The organism is Micromonospora sp. NPDC049836 (genome assembly GCF_044465125.1).
Taxonomy (GTDB): domain Bacteria; phylum Actinomycetota; class Actinomycetes; order Mycobacteriales; family Micromonosporaceae; genus Micromonospora.
Genome location: NZ_JBITLH010000002.1, coordinates 112556 through 136210, shown reverse-complemented (window position 1 = coordinate 136210; position 23655 = coordinate 112556). Strand labels below are relative to the sequence as shown.

Genomic DNA, 23655 nt, shown 5'->3' with positions numbered 1-23655 from the left:
CGGCGCTCAGGGCGTCGGCGGGCCGGTCTCCCGGTCGCCCCGCGCCGGGTCCTCCGGCTGCGGCCGGTCGGGCTCGGCCGGGGGCATGGCGGGCGGTTGCAGCAGGGGATCGAGCAGGTTGAACTGCTCCACCGCCGAGTGCGGCCGAGGGCCGCGCCGGCGCTGCTGCCCCGGGCGGGGCGGCACCGCGTCCGACCCGGTGCCCCGCTGGCGCGGCGGGCGCTCCTCCCGCAGCGACTCCGGCATGCCGGGCGCCGGTGCGGCGTCGGCGCCCGGCGCCGGCCCGGGCGGGTGCTCGTCGGCGTACGCGGCCCGCCGCCGGTGCAGGTCACGCTCCCACTCCAGCGCGATGCGCTGGTCCCAGTACGGCTGGAGGAGCTTGCGGACCGGCTCGTCCAGGTGCACGGACACGTCCGGCTCGCACCGGAGCGTGACGTCCCCGTACGTGTAGTCCCAGGGCAGCGCGTTCTCGCCGGTCAGTGCCGCCGCCAGCGCCCGGGCCACCGCCCCGGGGCGGTCCGGCGGGAACGGCGCGGCGCACCGGGCGGCGATCCGGCGCAGCCGGTGCGCCGCGTGCGGCTGGAAGTAGTCGACATACCAGCCGAACAGTTCCGGCCGCGCGTCGTCGGAGGACCAGGTGAACATGGTGCGGACCACGAAGTGGTAGACGTGCCCCTGGGCCGGCAGCCGCAGGGCGGGGGCGACCCGCCGCACCACCAGGGTCACCGCCGGGCGATCCGGCACCTGGTCCGGCCAGCGCAACTGCCGCAGGACGGGCCGGGCCGCCGTCCACATCCGCGCCGCCGCCTGCCGCGCCGTCGCCCACCATTGCCGGGTACCCGCCGGCCACCGTTGCCACCGGTCGCGGGACGGCCCCTCCGCCGAGGTGGTCCCGCCGGCCGGGCTGGGGTCGGCCGCCGGCCCGCCGTGCTCCACCCGGCTGACGTCGGCCGCCGGCCCGCCGCCGTCCGCCGGCCCGCCGCCGTCCGCCGGCCCGCCGTGCTCCGCCGGCCCGCCGTGCTCCGCCCGGCTGACGTCGGCCGCCGGCCCGCAGTGGTCCGCCGGGTTGGCGCCGTTCACCGCGCCGCCGCCGGTCGGGCTACGGTCATCCGCCCCGGCAGCGCGGGAGCCGTCGTCGGCGCCGGACGTCCCGGTCATCGCACCCCTCTCCGTCGAGCAGCCGCGCGTCCCCGGCGGCGCGGTGCGTGCCGGGTGCGGTCGGGCGAGGGGTGTGCGGAGGCGCCCGTCGGCGCTCCGCCGCCCCACGCTAACAAGTCGGCACCGCGACGGAGGGCAGCCGCGCGGGCGGCACGATCCGGGGGCGGACGCCGCCGGCGGCCATCCCGGGACCGCGACGGCCCATGCCGGGAACCCGCCGACCGGCGCCGGTGGGCTTGCTCCTCACGCGGCGTCATGTCCCATAGTCGGTCGCGTGGAGGAGCACCTGACCGTGGGGCGGGTGGCGGAGTTGGCCGCCGTCAGCGTCCGCACGCTGCATCACTATGACCAGATCGGCCTCCTGGTGCCGTCCACCCGGACCGCGGCCGGGCACCGGGCCTACTCCGCGGCCGACGTGGAGCGGCTCCGGGAGGTGCTCGCCTACCGGCGGCTCGGCTTCGGGCTGCGGGAGATCGCGGATCTGGTCGACGACCCGGCCACCGACGCGGTCGCGCACCTGTGCCGGCTGCGTGGCCTGCTGACGGACCAGCGCGACCGGGCCGCCGCCATGGTGGCGGCGATCGACCGGGAACTGGAGGCACGCGCAATGGGACTCAGGACGACCCCGGAGGAGCAGTTGAAGATGTTCGGCGCGCAGTTGTACGACACCATCGGATCCGCCTACCCGGCGACGCGGCGCACCGAGCCACGGATCGCCGCGCGGATCTGGGCGGCCCTCGGGGACGCCCGGACGGTGCTGAACGTCGGCGCCGGCACCGGCTCCTACGAACCACCCGACCGGGACGTCACGGCGGTGGAACCATCGGCGGTCATGCGGGCACAGCGCCCCGCGGGTGCCGCGCCGTGCGTGGCCGCCGCCGCGGAGCACCTGCCGTTCGAGGACCAGTCCTTCGACGCCGCGATGGCAGTCAGCACCGTGCATCACTGGCCCGACCCGGTCGCCGGGCTGCGCGAGATGCGCCGGGTGGCCCGCCGGGTGGTGGTGTTCACGTACGACGCCGACGACACCGGCTGGCGTCAGCGGTTCTGGCTCACCCGCGACTACCTGCCCGAGTTCGCGAACCTCCTGGTCGGCTGGCCGTCGCTGGCCGACCTGACCCGCGCGATCGGCGGGCGCGCGGAGCCGCTGCTCGTCCCGTGGGACTGCGCGGACGGCTTCTTCGAGGCGTACTGGCGCCGGCCCGAGGCGTACCTGGACGACCACGTCCGCCGCGCGGTCTCGGTCTGGACCCGGGTCGGAGCGCAGGCCGAGGAGCGGGCGGTCCGCACCCTGCGCGCCGACCTCGCCTCGGGCCGCTGGGCCGAGCGGAACCGGGACATCGTCGCCCTCGACGCGGCAGAACTCGGGCTCCGCCTGCTCGTGGCCTGACCGCGGCGTGCCGGCGGGCGCGTCGGCGCCGTCATGGGGCCGTTCATCGCCGCCGGGCGGTGGCCCGGCCGGTACCGCCCGCCGGGCCGCCGGCCGCCCGGCGGAGTCCGGCGAGCTGGACGAAGACCTCGCGCCGCGCCACCGCCTGGCCGCGCCGGTCCAGGACGTAGCCGGTCAGCCAGACCCAGCCGGCGTACGTCGGCCGGGGACAGACCGCGACGACCCGCACGGTCAGCGCCCGCTCGCCGGCGAACTGCACCGAGGCCCGGCCGTCGATCCGCAGCAGGTCGCCGGCTCGCGGTCGCACCGCTACCGGTGGCTCTCGTCCGGTGGTCGGCACTCGCGGGCGTGCATCGTCTGCCAGTCGCGCAGCGCCTGGCGCAGCCGCCCGTTCTCCTCGCCGAGCCGGCGGATCCACCGGTGCAGCTCGGCCAGCTCGTCCGCGACCTGGGCCTGGAACTCGCGTACCTGGTCGGGGTCGACGCCCGGGCCGCGCGAGTCGAACACGCGGATCCGCGCCTCGTGCGCGGTGAGCCGGGCGGGCAGGCCGCTGCCGTAGGGCTGCCCGCCTCGATACACCTGGGTCACGTCGGTCCTTTCCGGAGGTCGGAGGTCGAAACGCGCTGCGCCGGACCGGCCGCGACAGGGGTCCGGGCCTGCTCGGGTGGGTCGGGACGGGCGCGCGCACCCGCCCCGACCGGGGAGTGAGCCGAACTCGGTGCCACGCGAGGAGCGACTCCGGCTCAACATATCTAGACATGTCAGATGAGTCAACGCTGCTTGTTAGGCGAGTCGCGGTGTGATCGAATCGGATCGCCACGCGAGGAGTGCCATGCGAGAAGTGCCGGATTACTGGCGCATCGCCGACGATGTGATCGCCGATGTCAGATCGAAGAGGCTGAAGCCGGGGGACAAGCTGCCCTCGATCGCCGAGCTGCGCGATCGCTACGCCGTCAGCCACGGCACCGTGCAGATGGCCTATGCCCGTCTTGAAGCCCTTCGGGTGATCCGCCGCCAGCAGGGCAAGGGCGTCTTCGTGACCGATCCGAAGACCTGGATGCGGGAGCCCTGACCGGTCCGGCGGCCGGGGTGGGTGGCCGCCGTCGCACCGTCCCGTCCCGCGGTCGCCGGGGAGCCGCCGGGGGTGGCGGTGCCACCCCCGGCGCTCGTACGGTCGATCCGATCGCGCTCGGCGTCAGTTCGCCGCGAGGAACTCGATCTCCGACAGCTCGGGTGCCCGCTGGTACGCCCAGACCTCGTCGATGTCGCCGATGAAGTAGCTGTTGACCGAGAACTCGTCCGGGCCCTGGATCGCGCCCACCCCGAACACGTGGGCGCCGTCCCAGACGCTGGTGAAGGTGCCGGTGGCGATCTCGGTCCGGGAGTCGTCGATGAACCCGTCGGCGCCCTTGCGGTGGACGTACAGGGTCATCGTGCCCGCCGTGCCGTCATAGACGGCGGCGACGTGCGCCCATTCGCCGGCGATCACCGGGGCGGGGGCGCACACGTGCGTCCCGCCGGTGGTCGTGGTGTCGGCCGCGTACATGGAGAAGCAGTAACCGGACCCCTTGCGGTACCCCAGCTCGTACATGCTGTGGTTGTCGCCCGACTGGGAGATCGCCGTGCGGTTGGCGGTCAGGTCGGTGGGGCGCACCCAGGCCGCGACGGCGAAGCTCCGGCGGACCCCGGTGCTGGAGAGCGGGCCGGTGGCGACGGGCACCTCGAAGCTGCGGAGGTAGGCGGTGCCGTTGAAACTGGCCTCCTGATAGCCCTCCGGGTACGGCTGGTCGGTCCACCGTCGCTGGACGAAGGTCGGGGCGGTGTCTTGCTCGGTCAGGTCGTGCGGGTTCTCCAGCAGCGTCTCGTCGTCGTCGTAGTGGCCGTCGAAGGTCCAGTGCCCCGCCTCGGGCGGCGGCGAGGTGACCCGGAACTGGTAGGTCCCGGTGGACGACATCCCGTTGGCCGCGATGAACTTGACGGTCAGGGTCCGCAGCAGGTCGGTTCGCGGGACAACCTCGCACTGCCCGCCCCACCAGAGCTGCATGACGCCGTCGACGATCACCCCCCGGTTGCTCTGCGTGTAGGCGGATTGCCAGGGAGATCCGTCGAGTGAGCACAGGATGTCGTCGATGGGGTTGTTGTAGTCCTGGGGCGTGCGCGCGGTGATGAAACCGCGCCGGCCGATCTCACCTGACGACCTGCCGGACCCGTCGTCCTCGAAGTACAGGCTCGAGCTCGACGAATAGATGACCGGCGGGGCCGGTGCCGTCGTGCTGGTCCGGAACGTCGCCCAGGCCGTGTACGGGGAGTAGGCGCCCTGCTCATCCTTGGACCGGCTCCGCCAGCGGTAGGCGCCGTCCGCGAGCGTCGGGGTGACCCGCCACTTCGCCGGTTGGGCCGGCGTACTGGGGCCGGAGGCGTAGCCGGTCTTCACGCCCGTGGCGACCGTGACGCCGGCGGCGGTCTGGACGTCGAAGTAGACCGTCAGCACGGTGCCGCTGTCCGGGTCGGTGGCGAAGACCGACAGCTCCGGGTCCCGGCGGCCGACCACCGGGCTGGAGGTGCAGCTGCTGAAGCAGTCGGTCACCGCCATCCCCGTCGGGGTGCCCGGCGTGCGGTTGTAGGTGGCCTGCAAGCTGACCGAGGAGGCGTGGAACCGGGTCCAGTCGTACTGGTCGGACTCCTTCGTCGCACGCAGGCCGAACGCCATCCGGGTGGCCTTGTTGGTGGCCTGGGTCTGCAGCTTCGACCGGAGGCTGCCGGTGAACTCGCCCGGGTCGTCGCCCTTCGGGCAGGTGCTCTCGTTCGCGGAGAACGTGTCGGTGTCGACCCGGGACATCCAGTCGCCGTCGGAATCGTTGTACCAGGTGTAGGTCGACGGGGTGTTGAACAGCTGCGTCTGCCACAACTCGATGCTGGTGGTGGCGCAGTCCGCGGTGTGGTCGGCGGTGATGTGCAGCGAGGCGGACAGCACCTGTGCCCCGGACATCTCGGCGATGTTGAACTGCATGTGTGAGCGCCACACGTCCGAGGTCTGCCATTGCCGGCCGACCCGCATGTCCGAGGATTCCCCGTAGTAGGAATGGTTCGGATTGTGGTTCATCACGTTCGTCCAGTGCGTCGGTGACGGCTTGCTGAACGGCGGGTCGATGTAGACCGGGAAAATCGTGTCCGGGGCGGCGAGCATCTTCGTGTCCGGCAGCACCGTCAAGCTGTCCTTCGACACCTGGACCGGCATCCGCACCAGGCGGTGCGGAGTGGGCTCCCCGCCGGTCGAGGCGGCCTGGTCGGCCAGCAGCCGGGCGCGTTCCGCCGCCGGCCGGGCGGCGATCGACGGGATCGGCGCGGGGGAGTCCCACATGTGCGCGCCGGGCGAGACGAACAGCGGCTTCCCGGCGCGGTCGACGACCTCCACGCCGTTGCCGGCCGACGTACGCACCTGCGCGCCGTCGGCGGCCAACCCGAGGGTCACCCGGCGCAGCGCCGGGTTCGTCGCCGCTTCCCGGGACTTCACGACGAGCAGCTGCCGGAACCCGGTCGGCTCCGCGGTCACCGCGAGATCCACGCCCGGCAGGACCTCGGGATAGGTGGCCGTGTCCCCGGTGAGGACCGGCGTCGGCAGGGCCGCCGGCCAGGTCAGCGAGAACCGGGCCCCCGGCTCACCCACGGAGACCAGCGGGCCGCTCCCACCGCCGGACAGGCGCAGCGGCACCGTGGTCACCTTCGGCGCGATCCCGCCGTCTGCCGTCCGTTGCAGGGAGACGTCGATGGCCGCCCACCCCTTGGGGGTACGCGCCCGCACCGGCACCGGCGTCGACCGCATGGTGAAGCTGCCGTCCGGGTTGGCGACGGTGAGGTTGGTCTCGGAGGTCCGCGACGAGACCTCCACGGTGCGGTCGCAGGCCTGGGCCATCCGGCTGGCGGCTGAGTCGTCCGCGACCGCGCCCACGCAGTCGGCGGCTGACGCGGAATGGGCCGGGAGAGCGATGAGAACGGGCGCGGCCAGGAGCAGGGACGTGGCGGCCGAGGCCGCCCCGAACCTCGTTAATGCAGGTCTCAAGACATTTCCTCTGGTGAGAGTGGCGCACGGATGATTTCCGGCTGCCGGCGACCGGGCGTAACGGTGCGAGGGCATGACGAACTGCCGTACGGAAAGCGTCGGCGCCCCGGCGAAAGACGCGGATTATCCGCGTCGGGATCCGTTACCTGTGCCGGGTGAGGGGCCACATTCGACGCGCGGACAACGCGCGGTCGCATAAGGCGGAGAGCTGCCTTGAGTGGTGCGTGCAGAAGTCGGCCATCGGTCCCCCGTGATCAATGCCAGACAGTGTGTCGGATTTTAGGGAGTCAATTGACCCTTGTGAAGGGCCGGGCACAGATTGACAGCACAAACTGGGGCAGGGGCATACCGACCGGTCCGCACGTTGACGGGCTGTCACCGCGCCGGGCGCCGGCGTCGGCATCGACACACTGGCACATATGGATGTTCGGTCGGTGTCGCCCCCGCACCCGGCCTGGTCGGATGGCAGAACGGACACCGCCGTTCGACGACAGGAGGGACCGTGCGCACACCAACGCGTGCGACGACGGGGGCCACCGCGCTGCTACTCGCGGCCGGACTGGTGCTCACCGCGACAGCGGGCAGCCAGGCGGCACCCCGGGACGAGACCCGGACCCAGGCGACACCCGGGCAGCTGCCCGGCGACAGCCACGACAGCAGGGCACGGGACAACCGCACGGGGCGGACCGCCCCGACCGGCCGGCAACGGGACCGGGCCGCCGCGCTCGGCGCCCGGGTCCGGTGGACCGACTTCGGCACCCCCGCCAGCCTGACCCCGACCGACCGGCCGCTCGCCACCGGCCTGCCCGCCGACCCGGCCGCCGCCGCGCGGGCGTACCTGGCGGCCAACCGCGAGCTGCTCGGGCTGACCGAGGCGGGGGCCGCGGCGCTGGAGCAGTTGACCGTCGCCCCGATGGGCGAGGGCGCCACCGTGCTGTTCCGCCAGCGCTTCGGCGACCTGCCGGCCGCCGTGGACGGCGTGCTCGCGGTCGGCGTCCGCGACGGCGCGGTGTGGCACGTCAGCTCGTCGCTGGCCCGCGACGGCGCGGCGCCGGCCCCGGCCACGCTGAGCGCCGAGCAGGCGCGGCGGGCGGCGGCCGTCGACGCCGGCCTCACCGACCCGACCTTCCTGCGGACCACGCTGGTCGCGGTGCCGACCGCCGACCGGGGCGCGCGCGCCGCGTACGAGGTGGTGCTCGGGGCGCGGCTCACCGGCGCGGACCCGGCCGCCTACTCGACCTACGTGGACGCCCGCGACGGCAGCGTGCTGGTCCGTGAGGACCTGGTGGACCACGACGCGGACAACCCGTCCTGGGAGGTCTTCCCGAACTCGCCGCGGGTCGACAAGTCGTCCACCGACACCCGGGTGCGCTGGTGTGCCGCGCCGGCCGCCGGCTGCGCCGAGGTGGTCGGCGTGCCCGGCTCCCCGGCCTGGGACGTCGACCCGGCGACCGGGGCGTCCACCGCCACGACCCGGGGCAACAACGCGATCGCGGTGCAGAACTGGTTCAGCAACGACCCGTTCAGCGTCGGCACCGAGACGGCCACGCCGCGCCCGGACCGGAACTACGCCTACCCGTGGACCAACCAGTGGTACGAGCAGCAGTGCAACCCGGACGCCTTCACCTCGCCGCGGGCCAACGACATCGACGCGGCCCGGGCCAACCTGTTCGCGATGCACAACCGGATGCACGACTGGTCCTACCACTTGGGCTTCACCGAGGCCACCTGGAACCTGCAGCGGGACAACCTCGGCCGCGGCGGGCTGGGCAACGACGCCGAGCAGGGCAACGCCCAGGCCGGCGGGGTCACCGGCGGCCCGCCCGGCTTCGCCGCCCGGGACAACGCCAACCAGATCACCCCGGGCGACGGGATCGCCCCGATCACCAACATGTACCTGTGGCAGCCGATCGCCGGCTCCTTCTACGCGCCCTGCGTGGACGGTGACTTCGACATGTCGGTGATCGCCCACGAGTACGGCCACGCGATCAGCAACCGCATGATCGCCGGCCCGAGCACCGGGGTCAGCTCGCCGCAGGGGATGAGCGAGAGCTGGTCGGACCAGCTCGCCATGGAATACCTCTACGAGCACGGGTACGCGGCGCCGGGCCGGCGCGGCTTCACCATCGGCGAGTACACCACCGGCGACCCGGACGCGGGCATCCGCAACTACAACATGAGCCGCAGCCCGCTCAACTACAGCGCGATCGACTACGACTTCGTCGGTCTCCAGGTGCACGCCTCCGGTGAGGTGTGGACCGCCACCAACTACGACATCCGGTCGGCCCTGATGCGCCGCTACGGCGCCGGGAACCGGGCGGTGCAGAAGTCCTGCGCGGTCGGGGCGACCCCGGTGACCGCCTGCCCGGGCAACCGGCGGTGGATCCAGCTCGTCTTCGACTCGTTCCTGCTGATGGCGGTCGGCCAGGTGAGCATGGTCGACGCCCGGGACGCCATGCTGGCCGCCGACCGGATCCGCTTCGGCGGGGCCAACCAGGATCTGCTCTGGAACGCGTTCGCCGCGCGCGGGCTCGGCGAGGCGGCGGCCAGCGCCGGCAACGCCGACGCCAACCCGACGCCCGACTTCACCTCCCCGTACGCGAAGGAGGGGGTGCTGCGCCTGCGGCCGGTGGACGGCCGGGCGGTGCCCGGGGCGCAGCTGTTCGTCGGCCGCTACCAGGCGCGGGCCGTGCCGGTCGCCGACACCGACGCGACCACCCCGCTGACCGACGCGGTACGCCTCGTGCCGGGCCGCTACGAGTTCGTGGTCCGGGCGCCCGGCTACGGGCACGTGCGGGTCGGCCAGGTCACGGTCAGGGCCGGCCAGGTCCGTGACCTGCCGGTCAAGCTGCGCCGCAACCTCGCCTCGGCCGCCGCCGGCGCGACGGTCGGCGGGGACGGGGTCAACCTGGGGCTGATCGCCGACGACGACGAGAACACCAACTGGGCGTCGCTGGGCGCGCCGGTCGCCGGCCGGCAGGTCACCGTCGACCTGGCCGGCGGCGTCCAGCAGGTCCGCCGGGTGCAGGTCAGCGCGATGCTGCGCCCGCCGGTGGTGGGCGACGCGGACGCCGGCACGCAGAGCCGGTTCTCCGCGCTGCGCCAGTTCCGGGTCCTCGCCTGCACGGCGAAGGGCGCGGTCAGCTGCACGCAGCCGGGCGACTTCCGGGCCGTCTACACCAGCCGGGCGGACGCCTTCCCGTCCGTCGCGCCCCGGCCGCGGGCCCCGGAGCTGATCATCCGATCCTTCGACATCCCGCGGACCAAGGCGACCCACCTGCGGATCGAGGTGCTGACCAACCAGTGCACCGGCGCGCCGGACTACGCCGGTGAGCAGGACGCCGACCCGCGGGCGGCGACCGACTGCGCCACCGCCAGCCCGCAGGCGCAGAACGTGCGGATCGCCGAGTTCCAGGCGTTCGCGCAGTAGGCGACGGGGTGCGGGCGGGCACCGCCCGCCCGCACCCCTTGCCATACATCGTCAAACATCACTAGATTGGCCGACGGGCGCCGCCGTACGGCGGCTGAACGTCCCCGCCCGAGCCGGGCAGGTCCGCACGCGTATCCGCGCGTCGGCACGCGAGGTCCCCGCAGCTTCCGCACCGCCGGTCCCGCGACCGGCGGTCCGTTGAGAGGACCCCGATGAGGATCTCCCACGCCCGTCTCGCCCCGGTGGTGGCGGTCGCCACCACCCTGGCCGCCGCCGTCGTCGTCACCCCGCTGGTGGCCGGCCCGGCCGCCGCCGCGCAGGGGTGCCAGGTCGACTACCTGCCCAACGTGTGGCCGGGCGGGTTCACCGCCACGGTCCGGGTCGCCCCCGGCGACACCGCCGTGAACGGCTGGACGGTCACCTGGACCTACCCCGGCGACCAGCGGATCACCGGCGCCTGGAACGCCGTGGTCAGCCAGTCCGGCGCCACCGTCACCGCCCGCAACGCCACCTGGAACGGCAGCGTGCCGGCCGGCGGCACCACCGAGTTCGGCGTCCAGGGCACCGTCGGCGCGAGCGCGCCGGCGCCGACCGCCTTCGCGCTCAACGGCGTGCCCTGCAACGGCGCGCCGCCGTCGCCGACGGTCTCGCCCACGACGTCGCCGACCACCTCGCCGAGCCCGACGGTGTCGCCGAGCCCGACGATCTCGCCGAGCCCGACGATCTCGCCGAGCCCGACGGTGTCGCCGAGCCCCACCACGTCACCGAGCCCGACCGGGCCGCCGCCGGCCGGCTGCGCCGGCGCGGTGCTCTGCGACGGCTTCGAGAACCAGACCGGTGCCACGCCCGCCGGCGACTGGGCCGTGGTGCACCCGGACTGCTCCGGCACCGGCACCGCCGCGGTGGACACCGCCACCGCCCACGGCGGCACCCGATCGGTGCGGGTCAACGGCGGGGGTGGCTACTGCAACCACGTCTTCGTCCGGGCCAACCGCGACCTCTCCGGCGTCGGCGCGGTGTGCTACGGCCGGCTCTGGGTCCGGCACAGCACGGCGCTGCCCGCCGACCACGTCACCCTGCTGGCCATGGCCGACGCCGCGGACGGCAACCGCGACCTGCGGATGGGCGGGCAGAACAGCGCCATGCAGTGGAACCGGTCCTCCGACGACGCCACCCTGCCCGAGCAGAGCCCGGCGGGGGTGGCGTTGAGCGTGCCGCTGCCCACCGGCCGCTGGTCCTGCCTGGAGTTCATGGTGGACGGCGGCACCGGGCAACTGCGTACCTGGCTGGACGGGGCCGCGATCACCGGGCTGACCGCCGACGGCGTACCGACCCACGATATCGACGGGCAGTGGTACGGGCGCACCTGGCGACCGGCGCTGACCGACCTGAAGCTGGGTTGGGAGAGCTACGGCGGGGCGACGGACACCCTCTGGTTCGACGACGTGGCGCTGGGCAGCACCCGGATCGGCTGCTGACCGGCGACCCGGGGCCGGGCCGCCGCGCCCGGCCCCGGGCCACCACGTACCCGGCGTTCACCCGCCGGTGCGCCACCGTTTTCCCCCGGGACCTTCCGGTGGGCGACGATCACCGCCAGACTGGGCGCGACCAATGCAAAGACGTTGGTCGATGTCGTCGTATCCGGACAGGGAGGACCCCTTGACCACGCCTACGACCCCGCCGCCCGCCACCGGCTCCCGCGTACGCCGCATCCTCGGCGCGCTCACCCTGCTCACGGCCATGGTCGCCACCGCGCTCGTCGGCCCCTCCGTGGTGTCACCGAGGCTCGCCGAGCCCGCCCAGGCCGCCGTCTACGGCTCGTGCACCATGACCCGCTGCGCCGACGCCCGCACCGCCCGCTCCGGCTGGTCCGGCAAGGGCTTCCCGACCAGCCGGGGCTGGTACTCGTGGAGCGGCGGGCAGTGCAACTACGCCGGCGGGCAGTTCTACAACCGGGAGGGGCAACTGCCCACCGGCGCCACCTACTACGAGTACGACGTCTACCCGCGCGCCTGCGGGGCGTCCCGCGACGCGTACCGGATCGTGGTCAACCGGAGCACCGGGGTGACCTGGTTCTCGCCCGACCACTACGCGAACTTCTACCGGCTCTGACCGGCCGCCGTCCCGGGCCGGGCCGCCCCGCGCGGTCCGGCCCACCCGGCGGGAGAGGAGGCACATGGTGGCTGCCCACCCGGGAAGCTGGCTGACCGTCACGGCGGGACCGGCCCCGGCCCCGGCCGGCGTGGCGCTGGCCGGGGCGGCCGCCCGGACCCGGGCCGGCCTCTTCGACGCGCTGACCGCCGCCCTGGCCCTGCCCGACTGGTTCGGCCGCAACTTCGACGCCCTCGCCGACGTGCTGGCCGATCGGCTCGACGCCGGACCGCTCACCCTGGAGGTCCGCGACGCGGGGCAGTTGCTGGTCGACGAGCCGCCCGGGCAGCTCGGCATCCTGCTCGACGTGCTCGGCGGGGCCGCCGCCGGCGGGCGGTACCCGCTGCGGGTGGTGCTGCGCGAGCCGGCCGACCGGCTCGCCGCCCTGCACCGGCGGATCAGCGCGGCCCGGCCCGGCCGCGACGCGCCCCCGGCCGGCTGACCGCGCGGGCGCGGCGGTGGGTCAGTTCGGCTGGTCGAGGATGGCGCTGAACCGCTCCTCGGCGAGGTCGAGCTGGGCGAAGATGTGCCGCTTCACCGGCGCGGAGAGCGGCGTGTCCGGCCGGGCGATCAGGTCCCGGAAGACCGGCACCAGCGGCCGGTACTTCGCCGCCGACCGGGCCACCTTCGGCCCGGTGGTGTGGATCACACCGACGCCGTTGTCGGTGAAGTCGGACACCTTGATCACCCGGGCCCAGGGCTCCCGGTCCAGGCTCGCCGCCACGTGCTCGCGGTACTGGACGTGCCGGTCCCGCCCCGGGTCGTACACCGGGTTGGTGACCGCGCCGACCAGGCGGGCCACCCGCGGGCCGAACCGGTCGGCCAGCACGGCCAGCGCCGCCCCGGTCGGCTCGGCGGCGTCCGTCCGGTCGGCGGCGGCGGGCGCGCCGGTCGGGCAGCGGCGCAGGCCGGCCAGTTCCGCCGGGTGGTCCTCCACCGCGTCGTGCAGCAGGCCCGCCACGATCACGTCCACCTCCCGCACCTGGTAGTGGTGCATCATCCGGATCGCCACCCGCAGCAGGTGGTTGAGGTACGGCTCGCGGACCCGGCGGTCGTCGCGGTGCAACGCGGCGGCCAACTCCTCGGCGGCGGTCAGCCGGCCCCGCGCGGTCTCGTCGAACGCCTCGATCTCCAGCCGGAACCGGGCCCGCAGCCCCGGCTCGCCGTGGATCTCGGTGATCGCGTGCATCGGCATGGTCGCCAGGTAGGCGGGGAACTCCATGCGTCCCTTATAGCTGATCTTCGCTACCGGCGGGGCCACGCGGTCGGCCACCCGACGCCGTCAAGCGCTGCCGAGCCGCTTGACCAGGCGCACCGTCGTACCCTCCGGGGTGCCCTCGATGGCCGCCTCGTCCATCACCCGCGCCATGATCAGCCGCCCCCGGCCCCGGTCGGTGGCGTCCCCGCCGACGTCCTCCCGCCAGCCGCCGTCGTCGCGGATCTCGATCTCCAACCGGTCGCCGCGCAGCTCGGCGCGGACCGTGGTGATCCCCTCCGGGGCGAACCGGTAGCCGTGCTCGATCGCGTTGGCGCAGGCCTCACCGGTCGCGATGAGCACCGTCTCGACGTCCCACTCGTCGACGCCGAGCCCGTGCAGCCAGCGCCGCAGCCGCTCGCGGGTGGGGGCGAGCTGCCCCGGGTCGGCCGGCACGGTGAGGGTGAGCACCTGGCCGGATCGCGGCAGGGACGGCGCGGCGGCGTCGCTGCCCACGACACCCTCCATCTCCGGCCCTCCTGTCCCCGTGTACGGCACCGGGCCCGGACGCCCAGGGGCGCCGTCCGTGGCCCGTCCCGGCCCATTGTCCCCGGTCACCTTGGGCTTCATTCCCCGACCCTGCGGTTCGAACCGGGATCGGGTCCGGCAGAACCGGGCCGGGCCCGGACCGGCCCGGCGCGGGGCACAATCGGCGCATGGACCGGGTGCTGGACCTGCTCGTCGGGCTGCCGCCCGCCGTGGTCCTGGCGCTGGTCTTCCTGCTGCCCGCGCTGGAGGCGTCGACCTTCCTCGGCCTGCTCGTGCCCGGCGAGGTGGCGGTGCTGGTCGGCGGCGTACTGGCCCACGAGGGGCGGCTGCCGCTCTGGGCGGTGATCATCGCGGCGGCGGCCGGCGCGGCGCTCGGCGACCAGGTGGGCTACCTGGTCGGCCGCCGCTACGGCCAACGGCTGCTGGCGCGGACGCCCCGGCGCTTCGTCCGCGGCGCGGAGCTGCGGCGGGCGCTGGACCTGGTGCGCCGCCGGGGCGCCACGGCGGTGGTGGTGGGCCGGTGGGCGGCGGCGCTGCGGGCGCTGGTGCCCGGGCTGGCCGGGCTCAGCGGCATCCCCCGGCGCGCCTTCACGCTGGCGAACCTGGCCGGCGGCGTGCTCTGGGCCGTGGTCGTGGCGGTGGCCGGCTACCTGGCGGGGGCGTCGTACCGGCTGCTGGAGCGGCGGCTCGGCTGGGCCGGGGAGGCGGTGCTGGCGGTCGTGGTGCTGCTGGTGGCCGTGCGGATCGTCCGCGCCCGGCGGGCCGCCACCCGGGAAACGGCGGGGCCCGCCGACCGGGAACGGGCGGGGCCCACCGACCGGCGCTGAGGGCCGCCGCACGGGAACGCGCGGGGCCCGCCGACCGGCGCTGAGGGCCGCCGCCCGCCCGCAGGTGGCTCCGGGCCGGCGCCCCGACAGGACGCCGGCCCGGAGCCGGTACGGTCAGCCGCTGATCCGGCCGGTACCGGCGCCGGCGGTGACCGTCGACTTCACCGTGCTGGCCGCGTCCAGGGTGTAGGCGTACGGGACGGCGGCCACGCTGCCGGCCGTCTGCGGGGTGCCCGAGTTGACGTACAGGTTGTTCCGCTCGACCAGGTTGCCGGCCGGCGAGGAGCCCTCGCCGACGTGCGTCGGGTCGGTCATGTTCTCGAAGTAGTTCCCCTCGACCAGCACCCCGGCGCCGCAGGTGGTGGCGATGCCGTAGCTGTAGGACGGGTTGGCGGTGGTCACGTAGTAGTTGTTGAACACGTGCACCGGGTTGCCGAAGCGGACCCGCGGGTTGCGCTGGAAGCAGTTGCTGAACGCGTTGTGGTGGTAGGTCACCTTCAGCTTGCCGGTGTCCTCCGAGGAGTTGCTGTCGCTGTGCCCGACCAGCGAGCACTTCACGTGGTCGTGCAGCCGGTTCCAGGAGACGGTGACGAAGTTGGACCCGTGGGTGATGTCGAGCAGGCCGTCGTAGTAGTCGGTGCCGCTGGTGGTGTCGCTGGACAGGTCGTTGTGGTCGATCCAGACGTTGGTGGAGTTGTCCAGGTGGATGGCGTCGCCGTTGCCGACGCCGGCGCGTACCTTGGCGATCCTCAGGTTCCGGATGATGATGTTGCGCGCGTCCCGCAGGTTGAGGCCGCAGCCGGTCAGGCCGGCGCTCGACCCGACGCCGATGACCGTCTTGTTCGAGCCGACCCGGATCTCGGTGGAGCAGCTGAACGCGCCGTTGACCCGTACCGTGGTCGCGGTGTCGCCCGCCACCGCGTTGGCGAGCGCGCCCGCGTCGCTGACCGTGACGGTGCCGCCGCCGGCCCCGCCGGTGGTGCCGCCGTTCTGGGTGGCCCAGCCGACCAGCCCGGTGGTGGGCGCCGGGGTCGTCGGCGGCGGCGTGGTCGGCGGGGGCGTGGTGGGCGGCGGCGTGGTCGGCGCGGCGGTCGGTGACGAGGTGGTCGGCGGCGTGCTCGGGGCGCCGCCGGCGCCGTCCACCACGACGTCGTCGAAGACCGCGCTGGCGTACGCGGTGACCAGCACGATCCGCCCGGCCGAGTAGGCCGGGTCGGTGCCGGCGCCGATCTGGGCGCCGTTCACGAAGCCCTTGATCGTGCTGCCGGTGGCCTCGATCCGCAGCGTGTACCAGGTGCCGGTGGTGACGGCCAGTGCGGTGGAGCCGAGCACGCTGAGCTGGCTGCCGTTGACCATCTGGAGTTCGGCCCGGCCCGCGTTGGTCAGCGCCAGCCGGTACATCTTGGTCGAGCTGGTGGAGCGGGAGGCCAGACCGACCAGCCGGTTGCCGCCGTTGAACGACAGCGGCTTGACCCGGGCCTGCACCTGGTAGTCCGTCCAGCCGGTCTGGCCGGCGAAGGCGCGGGCCAGCTCGCTGGCGTTGTTGCCCTGCCGGTAGGCGGGGGAGCCGTCGGTGACCACCGACCAGTCCCCGCCGGACTTGGACCAGCCGTCGGCGTTGCCGTCGTCGAAGGTGTCGGTGAACAGGGTGGCCGCGGCGGCGTTGCCGGCCATGCCGAGGGTGAGCAGCACGGCGGTGAGGCCGGCGCCGGCCGTGGCCAGCAGACCTCGATGGTGGTGTCGGAGTCGCACGGTGCTTCCTCCTGTGCTGGTGGGCGCGAGGCCCGGGGACGTGGTGGGCGGGGTGGTGCCGTGGTGGTGCGGGCCGGACGCCGCGGGCTGGTCGGCGGCCGGCTCCGGCCGGTCCGGGACGGACGTGCCCGGGACCGGACGAGGGGAGGCGGGCGGCGGGTGCGGGCCGCGCGGGGGCGGGTGCGGTGCTGGCCGGGCCGCCTAGCGCGGCAGCCGGCCGGCGCCGGCGAAGGCGTCCACGACGAGCGGCACCAGCGGGGTGGGCAGCACCGGGGCGGCCCGCAGGGTGGGCGTCCAGCCGGCGTCGCCGCCGAGGTCCGGGTCGTGCGCCGCGTTGTACGCGCCGAGCAGGTCGACCGGGCGCGGCCGGTCGGCGCCCTGCCGCAGCCAGCTGCCCCGCTCGGTGAGCGCGGTGCCGCCCCAGTCGTGGATCAGGTCGGCCGGGGCGACGTCGCCGGCCAGGGTGAAGTAGTTGTTCTCCGCGTACATGGCGGACTGCACGCCGACGCCGAGGGCGTACTCGAAGCCGGGGCCGCCGAGGCGGTAGTGGTTCTCGTGCACGTCGACCTGGCCGAACCGGACCCGGGGCAGCCGCTGGAGGTCGCCGTCGAAGAGGTTGTGGTGCACGGTGACCTTGAGCCGGCCGACGTCCGGGCCGACCGTGTTGGAGGAGCCGATCAGCATCAGCTTGTCCCGGCCGACGAACCGGTTCCAGCTGGCGGTGACCAGGCTGGCGGTGTGCGTGACGTCGAGCGACCCGTCGTGCACCTGGTAGGGGCGGCCGAAGTAGCGCGGCTGGGCGGCGTCCGGGTTGTCGCCGTCGGTGAAGGTGTTGTGGTCGACCCAGACGTGCTCGCTGCGCCGTACCGAGATCTGGTCGTACTGGGAGTTCCAGTTGCCGGCGTCGCCGTCGGTGGGGGACCAGGCCGGGAAGCAGTCGCGGGCGTCGGCGAAGGTCAGGTTGCGCACGATCACGTTGCTGACCTTGTCGATCATCAGGGTCAGCCCGGTGAGCCGGGCGCCGGGCAACCCGACGAGGGTGGTGTTCGCGCCGACGTTGAGCTGGGTCTGCCGGGTCTGGTTGGCCACCGAGCGCACCCGCGCCGCCTCCAGCGGGCCGTCCGGGTTCACCCGCCCCCACACCGCCGGGTCGTACGCGGCCAGGTAGCCGTCGAGCGAGTACGCCGGGTCGGCCAGGTCGGCGCAGTCCAGCAGGGTGCCGTCCGGGCCCTCGAAGCCGTCGATCGTGCCGGCCAGGTACACGATCTTGGGGGTGGCGTCGGCGGCGTTGGTGGCGTTGTCGCCGCCGAGCGCGTCGACCAGCTCGGCGCGGGTGTGCGCCACCCGGATCCGGTCCGGGGCGGCGGCCGCGCCACCGGTGGTGCCGGCGCCCTCGGCGGCCCAGCCGTCGTTCGCCGGCAGCGCCTGGCGGCCCAGCTCCCGGGCGGGCCGGGGCAGCGGCGCGCCGGCCGGGGCGGCCGGCGCGGGTGCGGCGGTGGTCACCGCGAGCGCGGCGGCGAGCAACGCGACGCCCGCTGTTGTTCTACGCATGACTATTACCGTCCTGTCAGCTTTTGGTGGCCGATATCTGTGACGGTAAGGACATTCTTTTATAAGAGTCAATGCGTATTGTGTGCAGGTTTGTTGCAATAGCGGAATGCGGGGGGTATTGCCCCGGCCGGTACCGGCCGGGATAAGCGGGCATCTGTCCGGAACGCCCGGGACCCGGCCCTGCCGGGATGTGCACTACCGTTGCGGCGCCCCCTCGACCCGGTAGGGCGCGACCGCCCACGGCACCCCCGTCTCGGAGGGCAGCGCGCCGGTCTCCGCGGCGTGGCGCAGCACCGCGTCGACCCCCCGGATCACCCGCTCCCGCCGTGGCCCGTCGCCCACCGTCCCGACCAGCGCGCCGCCGAGCAGGGTCGGCTCCGGCGCGGCGCGAAGCGCGTCCAGCACCCCGGTGAACGGCGCGGTACGCGCCAGCGGCGCGAGCAGCGGCGTCCCGTCGGCCCGGTGGTCGAGCAGGTTCTCCAGCAGCCCGCGCCGGCCGGGCACCACGCGCGGCGCCGGCTCGCCGGGCAGCCGCAGCCGGTCGGTCGGGTATTCGAGCACGGCCCGGCCCCGGTCGCCGGTGACGATCACCTCGCCGGGCACGAAGTCCTCGCCGGCCAGGGTGAGCGCGGCCAGCACCGGCGGCCCGCCGTGCGGCGTCACCCGCAGCACGGCGGTGTCGTCCACCTCGATGGGACGCACCCGGTACCGCTCCACCTCGATCCGGGCCGGCCGCACCGGCGCCCCGGTCACCGCCTCGGCCACCGCGAGGCACTGCATCACCGCGTGCGCGAGGGGATTGGCCAGCGCCCCGTCGAGCACCGGTCGGCCGTCGAGGGATCGCCGGCCGGCCCAGGGGGACCGCGCGTAGTAGCCGTCGGGGCGGCGCCAGGCGGCCACCGCGGCGATCCGGCTGACCGGGCCGAGCCGCCCGGCGGCCAGCGTCCCGGTCAGCTCGGCCAGCGCCGCCGAGCCGAGCGCCTGGAAGCCGACCTGCACCGCCCGCCCGCTGGCCGCCGCCGCGCCCGCCAGGGCACGGTGCTCGGCCAGGTCGAGCACCGGCGGCTTCTCCAGCAGCAGGTCCGCGCCGGCGGCCAGCACGTCGAGGGCGATCGGCAGGTGGGTGTGCGGCGGCGTGCAGACCACCACCACGTCCGGGCGTACGGCGGCGAGCATCGCCCGGTGGTCGGTGAAGGTGCGCGCCCGCGGCGGGACCGGGGCGGCCGGCTCCTCCTCCAGCGGCCGGACGTCGACCAGGCCGGCCAGGCACAACCGGCCGGCGGCGTGCAGCGGGGCGATCGCCCGCCGGTGCCACCGCCCGTGCCCGTTCGCCCCGACCAGCGCCACCCGCGGCGGCCGCCCCCCGCCGGTCACGTCGCCGCCGCCAGGGTGGCCCGGACGCCGTGCCGTTCCAGCGCGGCCAGCCAGCCGGTCACGTCGGCGCGGACCTCGTCGTCGGCGGCCAGTTCGGCGGGGAAGACCTCGCGCAGGGCGAAGAGCGCGTCCACCACGCCGGCGGGGGTGTCCCGGCCGGCGGCCAGGGCGGCCCGGATCCGCTCGGCGAGCGGGTCGTCCAGCGGCAGCGGACGGCCGTCGTCGGCGTACCCGAGCAGGAAGCGCATCCAGGCGGCGACCACGAGCGACGCCCACCGGGCCGAGCGGCCGGCGGCCCGCAGGTCGGTGATGGTGTGCAGCACCCGCTGCGGCAGCTTCTGCGAGCCGTCCATGGCGATCTGCAGGGTGCGGTGCCGCATCGCCGGGTTGGCGAAGCGGCCCAGCACCTCCTCGCCGTAGTCCGGCACCGAGACGCCCGGGGGTGGGGCGAAGCTGGGCGCGACGTCCTCGGCGACCAGCCGGCGCAGCACGGCGGTCAACCGCGGCAGCGCCAGCGTCTCGGCGACGGTCTCCGCGCCGGCCAGCGCGCCCAGGTAGGCGGCGGCCGAGTGCACCCCGTTCAAGGAGCGCAGCTTGAGCCGCTCCCACGGGCCGGCGTCGTCGGTGAGCACCGCCCCGGCCCGCTCCCAGGCGGGCCGCCCGCCCGGGAAGTCGTCCTCGATCACCCACTGGGAGTACGGCTCGGCGGCCACCGCCGCCAGGTCGCTCACCCCGAGCGCCCGCCGGGCGGTGTCCAACGTGTCCGCGGTGGTGGCCGGCACGATCCGGTCGACCATCGTGCCCGGGAAGCTGACCTGCTCGGCGACCCAGCAGGCCGCCGCGTCGGGCACCCGGGCCACCGCGAGCGCCTGGGTCACCAGGCCGCGCAGCCGGCGGCCGTTGGCGGGCAGGTTGTCGCAGCTGACCAGGGCGAGCGGGCCGGCGTCGGCGGCCGCCCGGGCGAGCAGCCCGCGCACCAGCAGCCCCGGCACGGTACGCGGTGGCCGGTCGGTGGTCAGGTCGGCCAGCAGGTCCGGATCGGCCTGCAGCGCGCCGGTGACCGGGTCGAGCTGGTACGCCTTCTCGGTGACGGTCAGCGTCACCATCCGGATCGCCGGGTCGGCGAGCAGGCGCACCACGGCGGCCGGGTCGCTCGCGGCGTGCCGTACCCCGGTCAGCGCGCCGACCACCCGGGTGGCCGCGCCCTCGGCGGAGAGCGTGGTGACGCTGAACAGGCCGTCCTGCGCGGCCAGCGCCTCGACCACCCCGGTGCTGCGTGGCGCGACCCCGATGATGCCCCAGTCCCCGCCGGCCGCGCCGACCGCCGCCTCGGTGTGCACGGCCTGGTGGGCGCGGTGGAACGCGCCCAGCCCCAGGTGGACGATGCCGGCCGGCACGGTGCTGGGGCGCAGCAGCGGGCGGCACTCGACGGGCAGCCGGCGCAGGGTGGCCAGGCCGAGCCGGTCGGCGCCGCCGGTCAGTGCCATGCCGGGCCGTCCGGGAAGCGGAACCGGGCGATCGACTCCGCCCGCATGGTGCTGCTGTAGCCGGGGGCGGTGGGCAGCAGGTAGCGGCCGTCCCGGGTGCGGACCGGGTCGACGAAGTGCTCGTGCAGGTGGTCGACGTACTCGACCATCCGGCCGTCCAGGCTGGCGCCGACCCGCAGGTAGTCGAAGATCGCCAGGTGCTGGACGTACTCGCAGAGGCCGACGCCGCCGGCGTGCGGACAGACCGGCACCCCGAACTTCGCCGCCATCAGCAGCTCGGCGAGGACCTCGTCGACGCCGGCGACCCGGCAGGCGTCGACCTGCATGACGCCGATCGCCTCGGCCTGCAGCAGCTGCTTGAAGATCACCCGGTTGGCGGCGACCTCGCCGGTGGCGACCCGGCACCGGCCGCCGGTCAACTCGGTGACCGCCCGGGCGATCCGGGCGTGGCCCAGCACGTCGTCGGCGTGCGTGGGCTCCTCGATCCAGTACGGGTCGACCTCGGCCAGCGCGGTCATCGCGGTGATCGCCTCGTCGACGTCCCAGACCTGGTTGGCGTCCATCATCAGCAGCGCGTCCGGGCCGATCTCGGCCCGGATGATCCGGGCCCGGCGCAGGTCGTCCTCGGGCGGGCCGCCGACCTTCATCTTCACCGCCCGCCAGCCGTCGGCGTACGCGGCGCGGGTCAGCGACCGCACCTTGTCGTCCGGGTAGCCGAGCCAGCCGACCGACGTGGTGTACGAGGGGAAGCCGTCGCGCTCCAGGACGGCGAGCCGGTCGGCCAGCCCGTCGCGCCCCTTGTCCAGGATGGCCGCGGCCTCGTCGGGGGTGAGCGCGTCGGTGATGTGGTGGAAGTCGACGGCGGCCACCAGGTCGTCGGTGGGCAGCTCGGCCAGGTACCGCCACAGCGGCTTGCCGGCCAGCTTGGCGCGCAGGTCCCAGACCGCGTTGACCACCGCCCCGGCGGCCAGGTGGATCACCCCCTTCTCCGGGCCCAGCCAGCGCAGCTGCACGTCGGCGGTGAGCGAACGGGTGAACGCCACCGGGTCGGCGGCGATCTCCTCGACGGTGCGCCCCCGGACGTGGTGCGCGAGCGCGTGCACGGCCGCGCAGGTGATCTCGTTGCCCCGGCCGTTGGTGAAGGTGAACCCGGCGCCGGTCGGACCGCCGTCGGTGGCCAGCTCGACGTAGCTGGCCGAGTAGTCGCCCCGGTTGATCGCGTCCGAGCCGTCGCCACTGGCGGCGGTGGGGAACCGTACGTCGTGCACGGTGACGTCGGTGATGGTGGTCATGAGCTCTCCCCGAACTTGAAGACCCGCTTCGGTAGCCGGTACGCCAGGTCGACGATGGTCTCGGCGGCCTCGTCGAGGGGCAGCCGGTGCTCGGCGACCAGCCGGGCCAGGAAGCCGGCGTCGACCCGGCGGGCCACGTCGTGGCGGACCGGGATGGAACAGAACGCGCGGGTGTCGTCGACGAACCCGGCGGTGTTGTAGAACCCGGCGGTCTCGGTGACCGCCTCCCGGAACCGGCGCAGCACCTCCGGCGAGTCCAGGAACCACCAGGGCGCGCCGAGGTAGAGGGCGGCGTAGCCGCCGGCCAGCGGGGCGAGTTCCCGGGTGAAGGTGTCCTCGTCCAGGGTGTACAGCACCACCCGCAGCCGTGGCTCGTTGCCGTACGCGTCCAGCAGCGGGGCGAGGCCGTGCACGTACTCGGTGGCCTGCGGCACGTCGCCGCCCACGTCGCGGCCGTGCCGGGCGTACAGCCAGCGGTTGTGGTTGCGTACCGCGCCCGGGTGCAGTTGCATGACCAGCCCGTCGTCCAGCGACATCCGGGCGAACTCCAGCAGCATGTGCGCCCGGAACGCCTCGGCGTCGGCCGGGTCGGCCCGCCCGCGCCGGCCCCGGTCGTAGAGCGCGGCCGCCTCGGCCGGGTCGAGGGCGAGGGTACGGGCGGTCGGGTGCCCGTGGTCGGTGGAGGTGGCCCCGGCCGCGACGAACGCCGCCCGGCGCTGCCGCAGCGCCGCCAGGTAACCGGCGTACGTGCCGGTGTCCTCCCCGGAGACCTCGGCGAGCCGGTCCACGTTGGCCGACCAGTTGTCGAACTCCATGTCCACCACGTCGTCCGGGCGGAACGTGGTGACCACCCGCCCGCCCGGGCCGCCCCACCCGTCGGCGGCGAGCTTCGCGTGCTGGCCCAGGTCGTCCAGGGGCGACTCGGTGGTGGCGAGCACCTCGATGTGGAACCGGCCGAACAGCGCCCGGGGCCGGAACTCCGGCTCGGCCAGCCGGGCGGCCAGCGCGTCGTAGACGGTGTCGGCGGTGGCCGGGGAGAGCGGGGTGTGCACCCCGAACACGTCCCGGAAGGTCTGCTCCAGCCAGAGCCGGGACGGGGTGCCCCGGAACAGGTGCCAGTGCGCGGCGAAGCGCCGCCAGATGGTCCGCCCGTCGGTCTCCACCGGGCTGCCGTCGACGCTCGGCACGCCGAGGTCGGCCGGGGGCACGCCCTGGCTGAGCAGCATCCGGGTGAGGTAGTGGTCGGGCACGATGAGCAGCCGGGCCGGGTCCGGGAACGGGCGGTCCTCGGCCAGCAGGGCGGGGTCGACGTGCCCGTGCGGGGAGATGATCGGCTGCTCGGCCGCCAGCGCGTACAGCTCGCGGGCGAGGGCGCGCTGGCCGGGTTCGGCGGGCAGGAGCAGGTCGCTGCGGGAGATGGTCGGCACGGGGGCGGGCTC

At 74.7% G+C, this 23655-nt stretch carries 19 protein-coding genes; 7 read left to right on the top strand and 12 right to left on the bottom strand.

Translation table 11 applies throughout. From position 1 onward, the window contains the following. Positions 1–6: 6 nt before the first annotated feature. Positions 7–1158 (bottom strand): hypothetical protein, encoded by a 1152-nt coding sequence (locus ACIBPB_RS05155; protein ID WP_396838298.1) that lies wholly within the window; start codon positions 1156–1158, stop codon positions 7–9. A 274-nt stretch (positions 1159–1432) separates the two neighbouring features. Between ACIBPB_RS05155 and ACIBPB_RS05150 the strand changes: the two genes are divergently transcribed. Further along, positions 1433–2548, top strand: coding sequence for a MerR family transcriptional regulator (locus ACIBPB_RS05150; protein ID WP_396838297.1), 1116 nt, complete (start codon positions 1433–1435; stop codon positions 2546–2548). 43 nt (positions 2549–2591) lie between these two features. Here the strand turns inward: ACIBPB_RS05150 and ACIBPB_RS05145 are convergent, their stop codons facing one another. Both ACIBPB_RS05145 and ACIBPB_RS05140 read right to left on the bottom strand, forming a co-directional pair. Continuing rightward, on the bottom strand, positions 2592–2855 hold the full coding sequence (locus ACIBPB_RS05145) for a hypothetical protein (protein WP_396838296.1): 264 nt from the start codon (positions 2853–2855) through the stop codon (positions 2592–2594). Positions 2856–2857: 2 nt separating this feature from the next. Then, positions 2858–3136, bottom strand: a complete 279-nt coding sequence (locus tag ACIBPB_RS05140) for a cell division protein DivIVA (protein WP_357326652.1) — start codon at positions 3134–3136, stop codon at positions 2858–2860. A gap of 244 nt (positions 3137–3380) precedes the next feature. Here ACIBPB_RS05140 and ACIBPB_RS05135 point away from each other — a divergent pair, with 244 nt between their 5' ends. Next, positions 3381–3620, top strand: coding sequence for a winged helix-turn-helix domain-containing protein (locus tag ACIBPB_RS05135; protein WP_357326655.1), 240 nt, complete (start codon positions 3381–3383; stop codon positions 3618–3620). A 123-nt stretch (positions 3621–3743) separates the two neighbouring features. Here the strand turns inward: ACIBPB_RS05135 and ACIBPB_RS05130 are convergent, their stop codons facing one another. Beyond that, the gene (locus ACIBPB_RS05130; RefSeq protein ID WP_396838295.1) at positions 3744–6497 is read right to left on the bottom strand and encodes a LamG-like jellyroll fold domain-containing protein; all 2754 of its coding nucleotides are present in this window, start codon (positions 6495–6497) and stop codon (positions 3744–3746) included. 613 nt (positions 6498–7110) lie between these two features. On the opposite strand from ACIBPB_RS05130, the gene ACIBPB_RS05125 reads away from it, so the two are divergent. The 4 genes from ACIBPB_RS05125 to ACIBPB_RS05110 all read left to right on the top strand — a co-directional run bounded on the left by ACIBPB_RS05125 (position 7111) and on the right by ACIBPB_RS05110 (position 12631). Beyond that, positions 7111–10038 (top strand): M36 family metallopeptidase, encoded by a 2928-nt coding sequence (locus ACIBPB_RS05125; RefSeq protein ID WP_396838294.1) that lies wholly within the window; start codon positions 7111–7113, stop codon positions 10036–10038. Between the two features lie 212 nt (positions 10039–10250). After that, the gene (locus ACIBPB_RS05120; protein ID WP_396838293.1) at positions 10251–11516 is read left to right on the top strand and encodes a cellulose-binding domain-containing protein; all 1266 of its coding nucleotides are present in this window, start codon (positions 10251–10253) and stop codon (positions 11514–11516) included. A 262-nt stretch (positions 11517–11778) separates the two neighbouring features. Further along, positions 11779–12150, top strand: a complete 372-nt coding sequence (locus tag ACIBPB_RS05115; RefSeq protein ID WP_396838819.1) for a ribonuclease domain-containing protein — start codon at positions 11779–11781, stop codon at positions 12148–12150. A gap of 64 nt (positions 12151–12214) precedes the next feature. Continuing rightward, positions 12215–12631 (top strand): barstar family protein, encoded by a 417-nt coding sequence (locus tag ACIBPB_RS05110; protein WP_396838292.1) that lies wholly within the window; start codon positions 12215–12217, stop codon positions 12629–12631. Between the two features lie 21 nt (positions 12632–12652). On the opposite strand, the gene ACIBPB_RS05105 is transcribed toward ACIBPB_RS05110, so the two are convergent. Continuing rightward, positions 12653–13411 carry a phosphohydrolase gene (locus ACIBPB_RS05105; protein ID WP_396838291.1) on the bottom strand — a complete coding sequence of 253 codons (759 nt, stop codon included), beginning with the start codon at positions 13409–13411 and terminating at the stop codon, positions 12653–12655. Positions 13412–13471: 60 nt separating this feature from the next. After that, on the bottom strand, positions 13472–13912 hold the full coding sequence (locus ACIBPB_RS05100) for an ATP-binding protein (RefSeq protein WP_396838290.1): 441 nt from the start codon (positions 13910–13912) through the stop codon (positions 13472–13474). A 188-nt stretch (positions 13913–14100) separates the two neighbouring features. Here ACIBPB_RS05100 and ACIBPB_RS05095 point away from each other — a divergent pair, with 188 nt between their 5' ends. Further along, complete coding sequence (locus ACIBPB_RS05095) at positions 14101–14760, top strand: DedA family protein (RefSeq protein ID WP_396838289.1); 660 nt, start codon at positions 14101–14103, stop codon at positions 14758–14760. Between the two features lie 114 nt (positions 14761–14874). Here ACIBPB_RS05095 and ACIBPB_RS05090 read toward each other — a convergent pair whose 3' ends face one another. The 6 genes from ACIBPB_RS05090 to uxaC all read right to left on the bottom strand — a co-directional run bounded on the left by ACIBPB_RS05090 (position 14875) and on the right by uxaC (position 23643). Then, complete coding sequence (locus ACIBPB_RS05090; RefSeq protein WP_396838288.1) at positions 14875–16512, bottom strand: polysaccharide lyase family 1 protein; 1638 nt, start codon at positions 16510–16512, stop codon at positions 14875–14877. Between the two features lie 201 nt (positions 16513–16713). Then, positions 16714–18063: a polysaccharide lyase family 1 protein gene (locus ACIBPB_RS05085; protein ID WP_396838287.1), complete on the bottom strand. Its 1350-nt coding sequence runs from the start codon at positions 18061–18063 to the stop codon at positions 16714–16716. Positions 18064–18258: 195 nt separating this feature from the next. Beyond that, positions 18259–19437 carry a Gfo/Idh/MocA family protein gene (locus ACIBPB_RS05080; RefSeq protein WP_396838286.1) on the bottom strand — a complete coding sequence of 393 codons (1179 nt, stop codon included), beginning with the start codon at positions 19435–19437 and terminating at the stop codon, positions 18259–18261. Then, positions 19434–20924 (bottom strand): mannitol dehydrogenase family protein, encoded by a 1491-nt coding sequence (locus ACIBPB_RS05075; RefSeq protein ID WP_396838285.1) that lies wholly within the window; start codon positions 20922–20924, stop codon positions 19434–19436. Before ACIBPB_RS05075 ends, ACIBPB_RS05080 begins: the two co-directional genes overlap by 4 nt. Continuing rightward, positions 20915–22216, bottom strand: coding sequence for an enolase C-terminal domain-like protein (locus ACIBPB_RS05070; RefSeq protein ID WP_396838284.1), 1302 nt, complete (start codon positions 22214–22216; stop codon positions 20915–20917). The genes ACIBPB_RS05075 and ACIBPB_RS05070 overlap by 10 nt, the downstream gene beginning before the upstream one ends. Further along, positions 22213–23643, bottom strand: coding sequence for a glucuronate isomerase (gene uxaC, locus ACIBPB_RS05065; RefSeq protein ID WP_396838283.1), 1431 nt, complete (start codon positions 23641–23643; stop codon positions 22213–22215). The genes ACIBPB_RS05070 and uxaC overlap by 4 nt, the downstream gene beginning before the upstream one ends. Positions 23644–23655 lie beyond the last annotated feature (12 nt).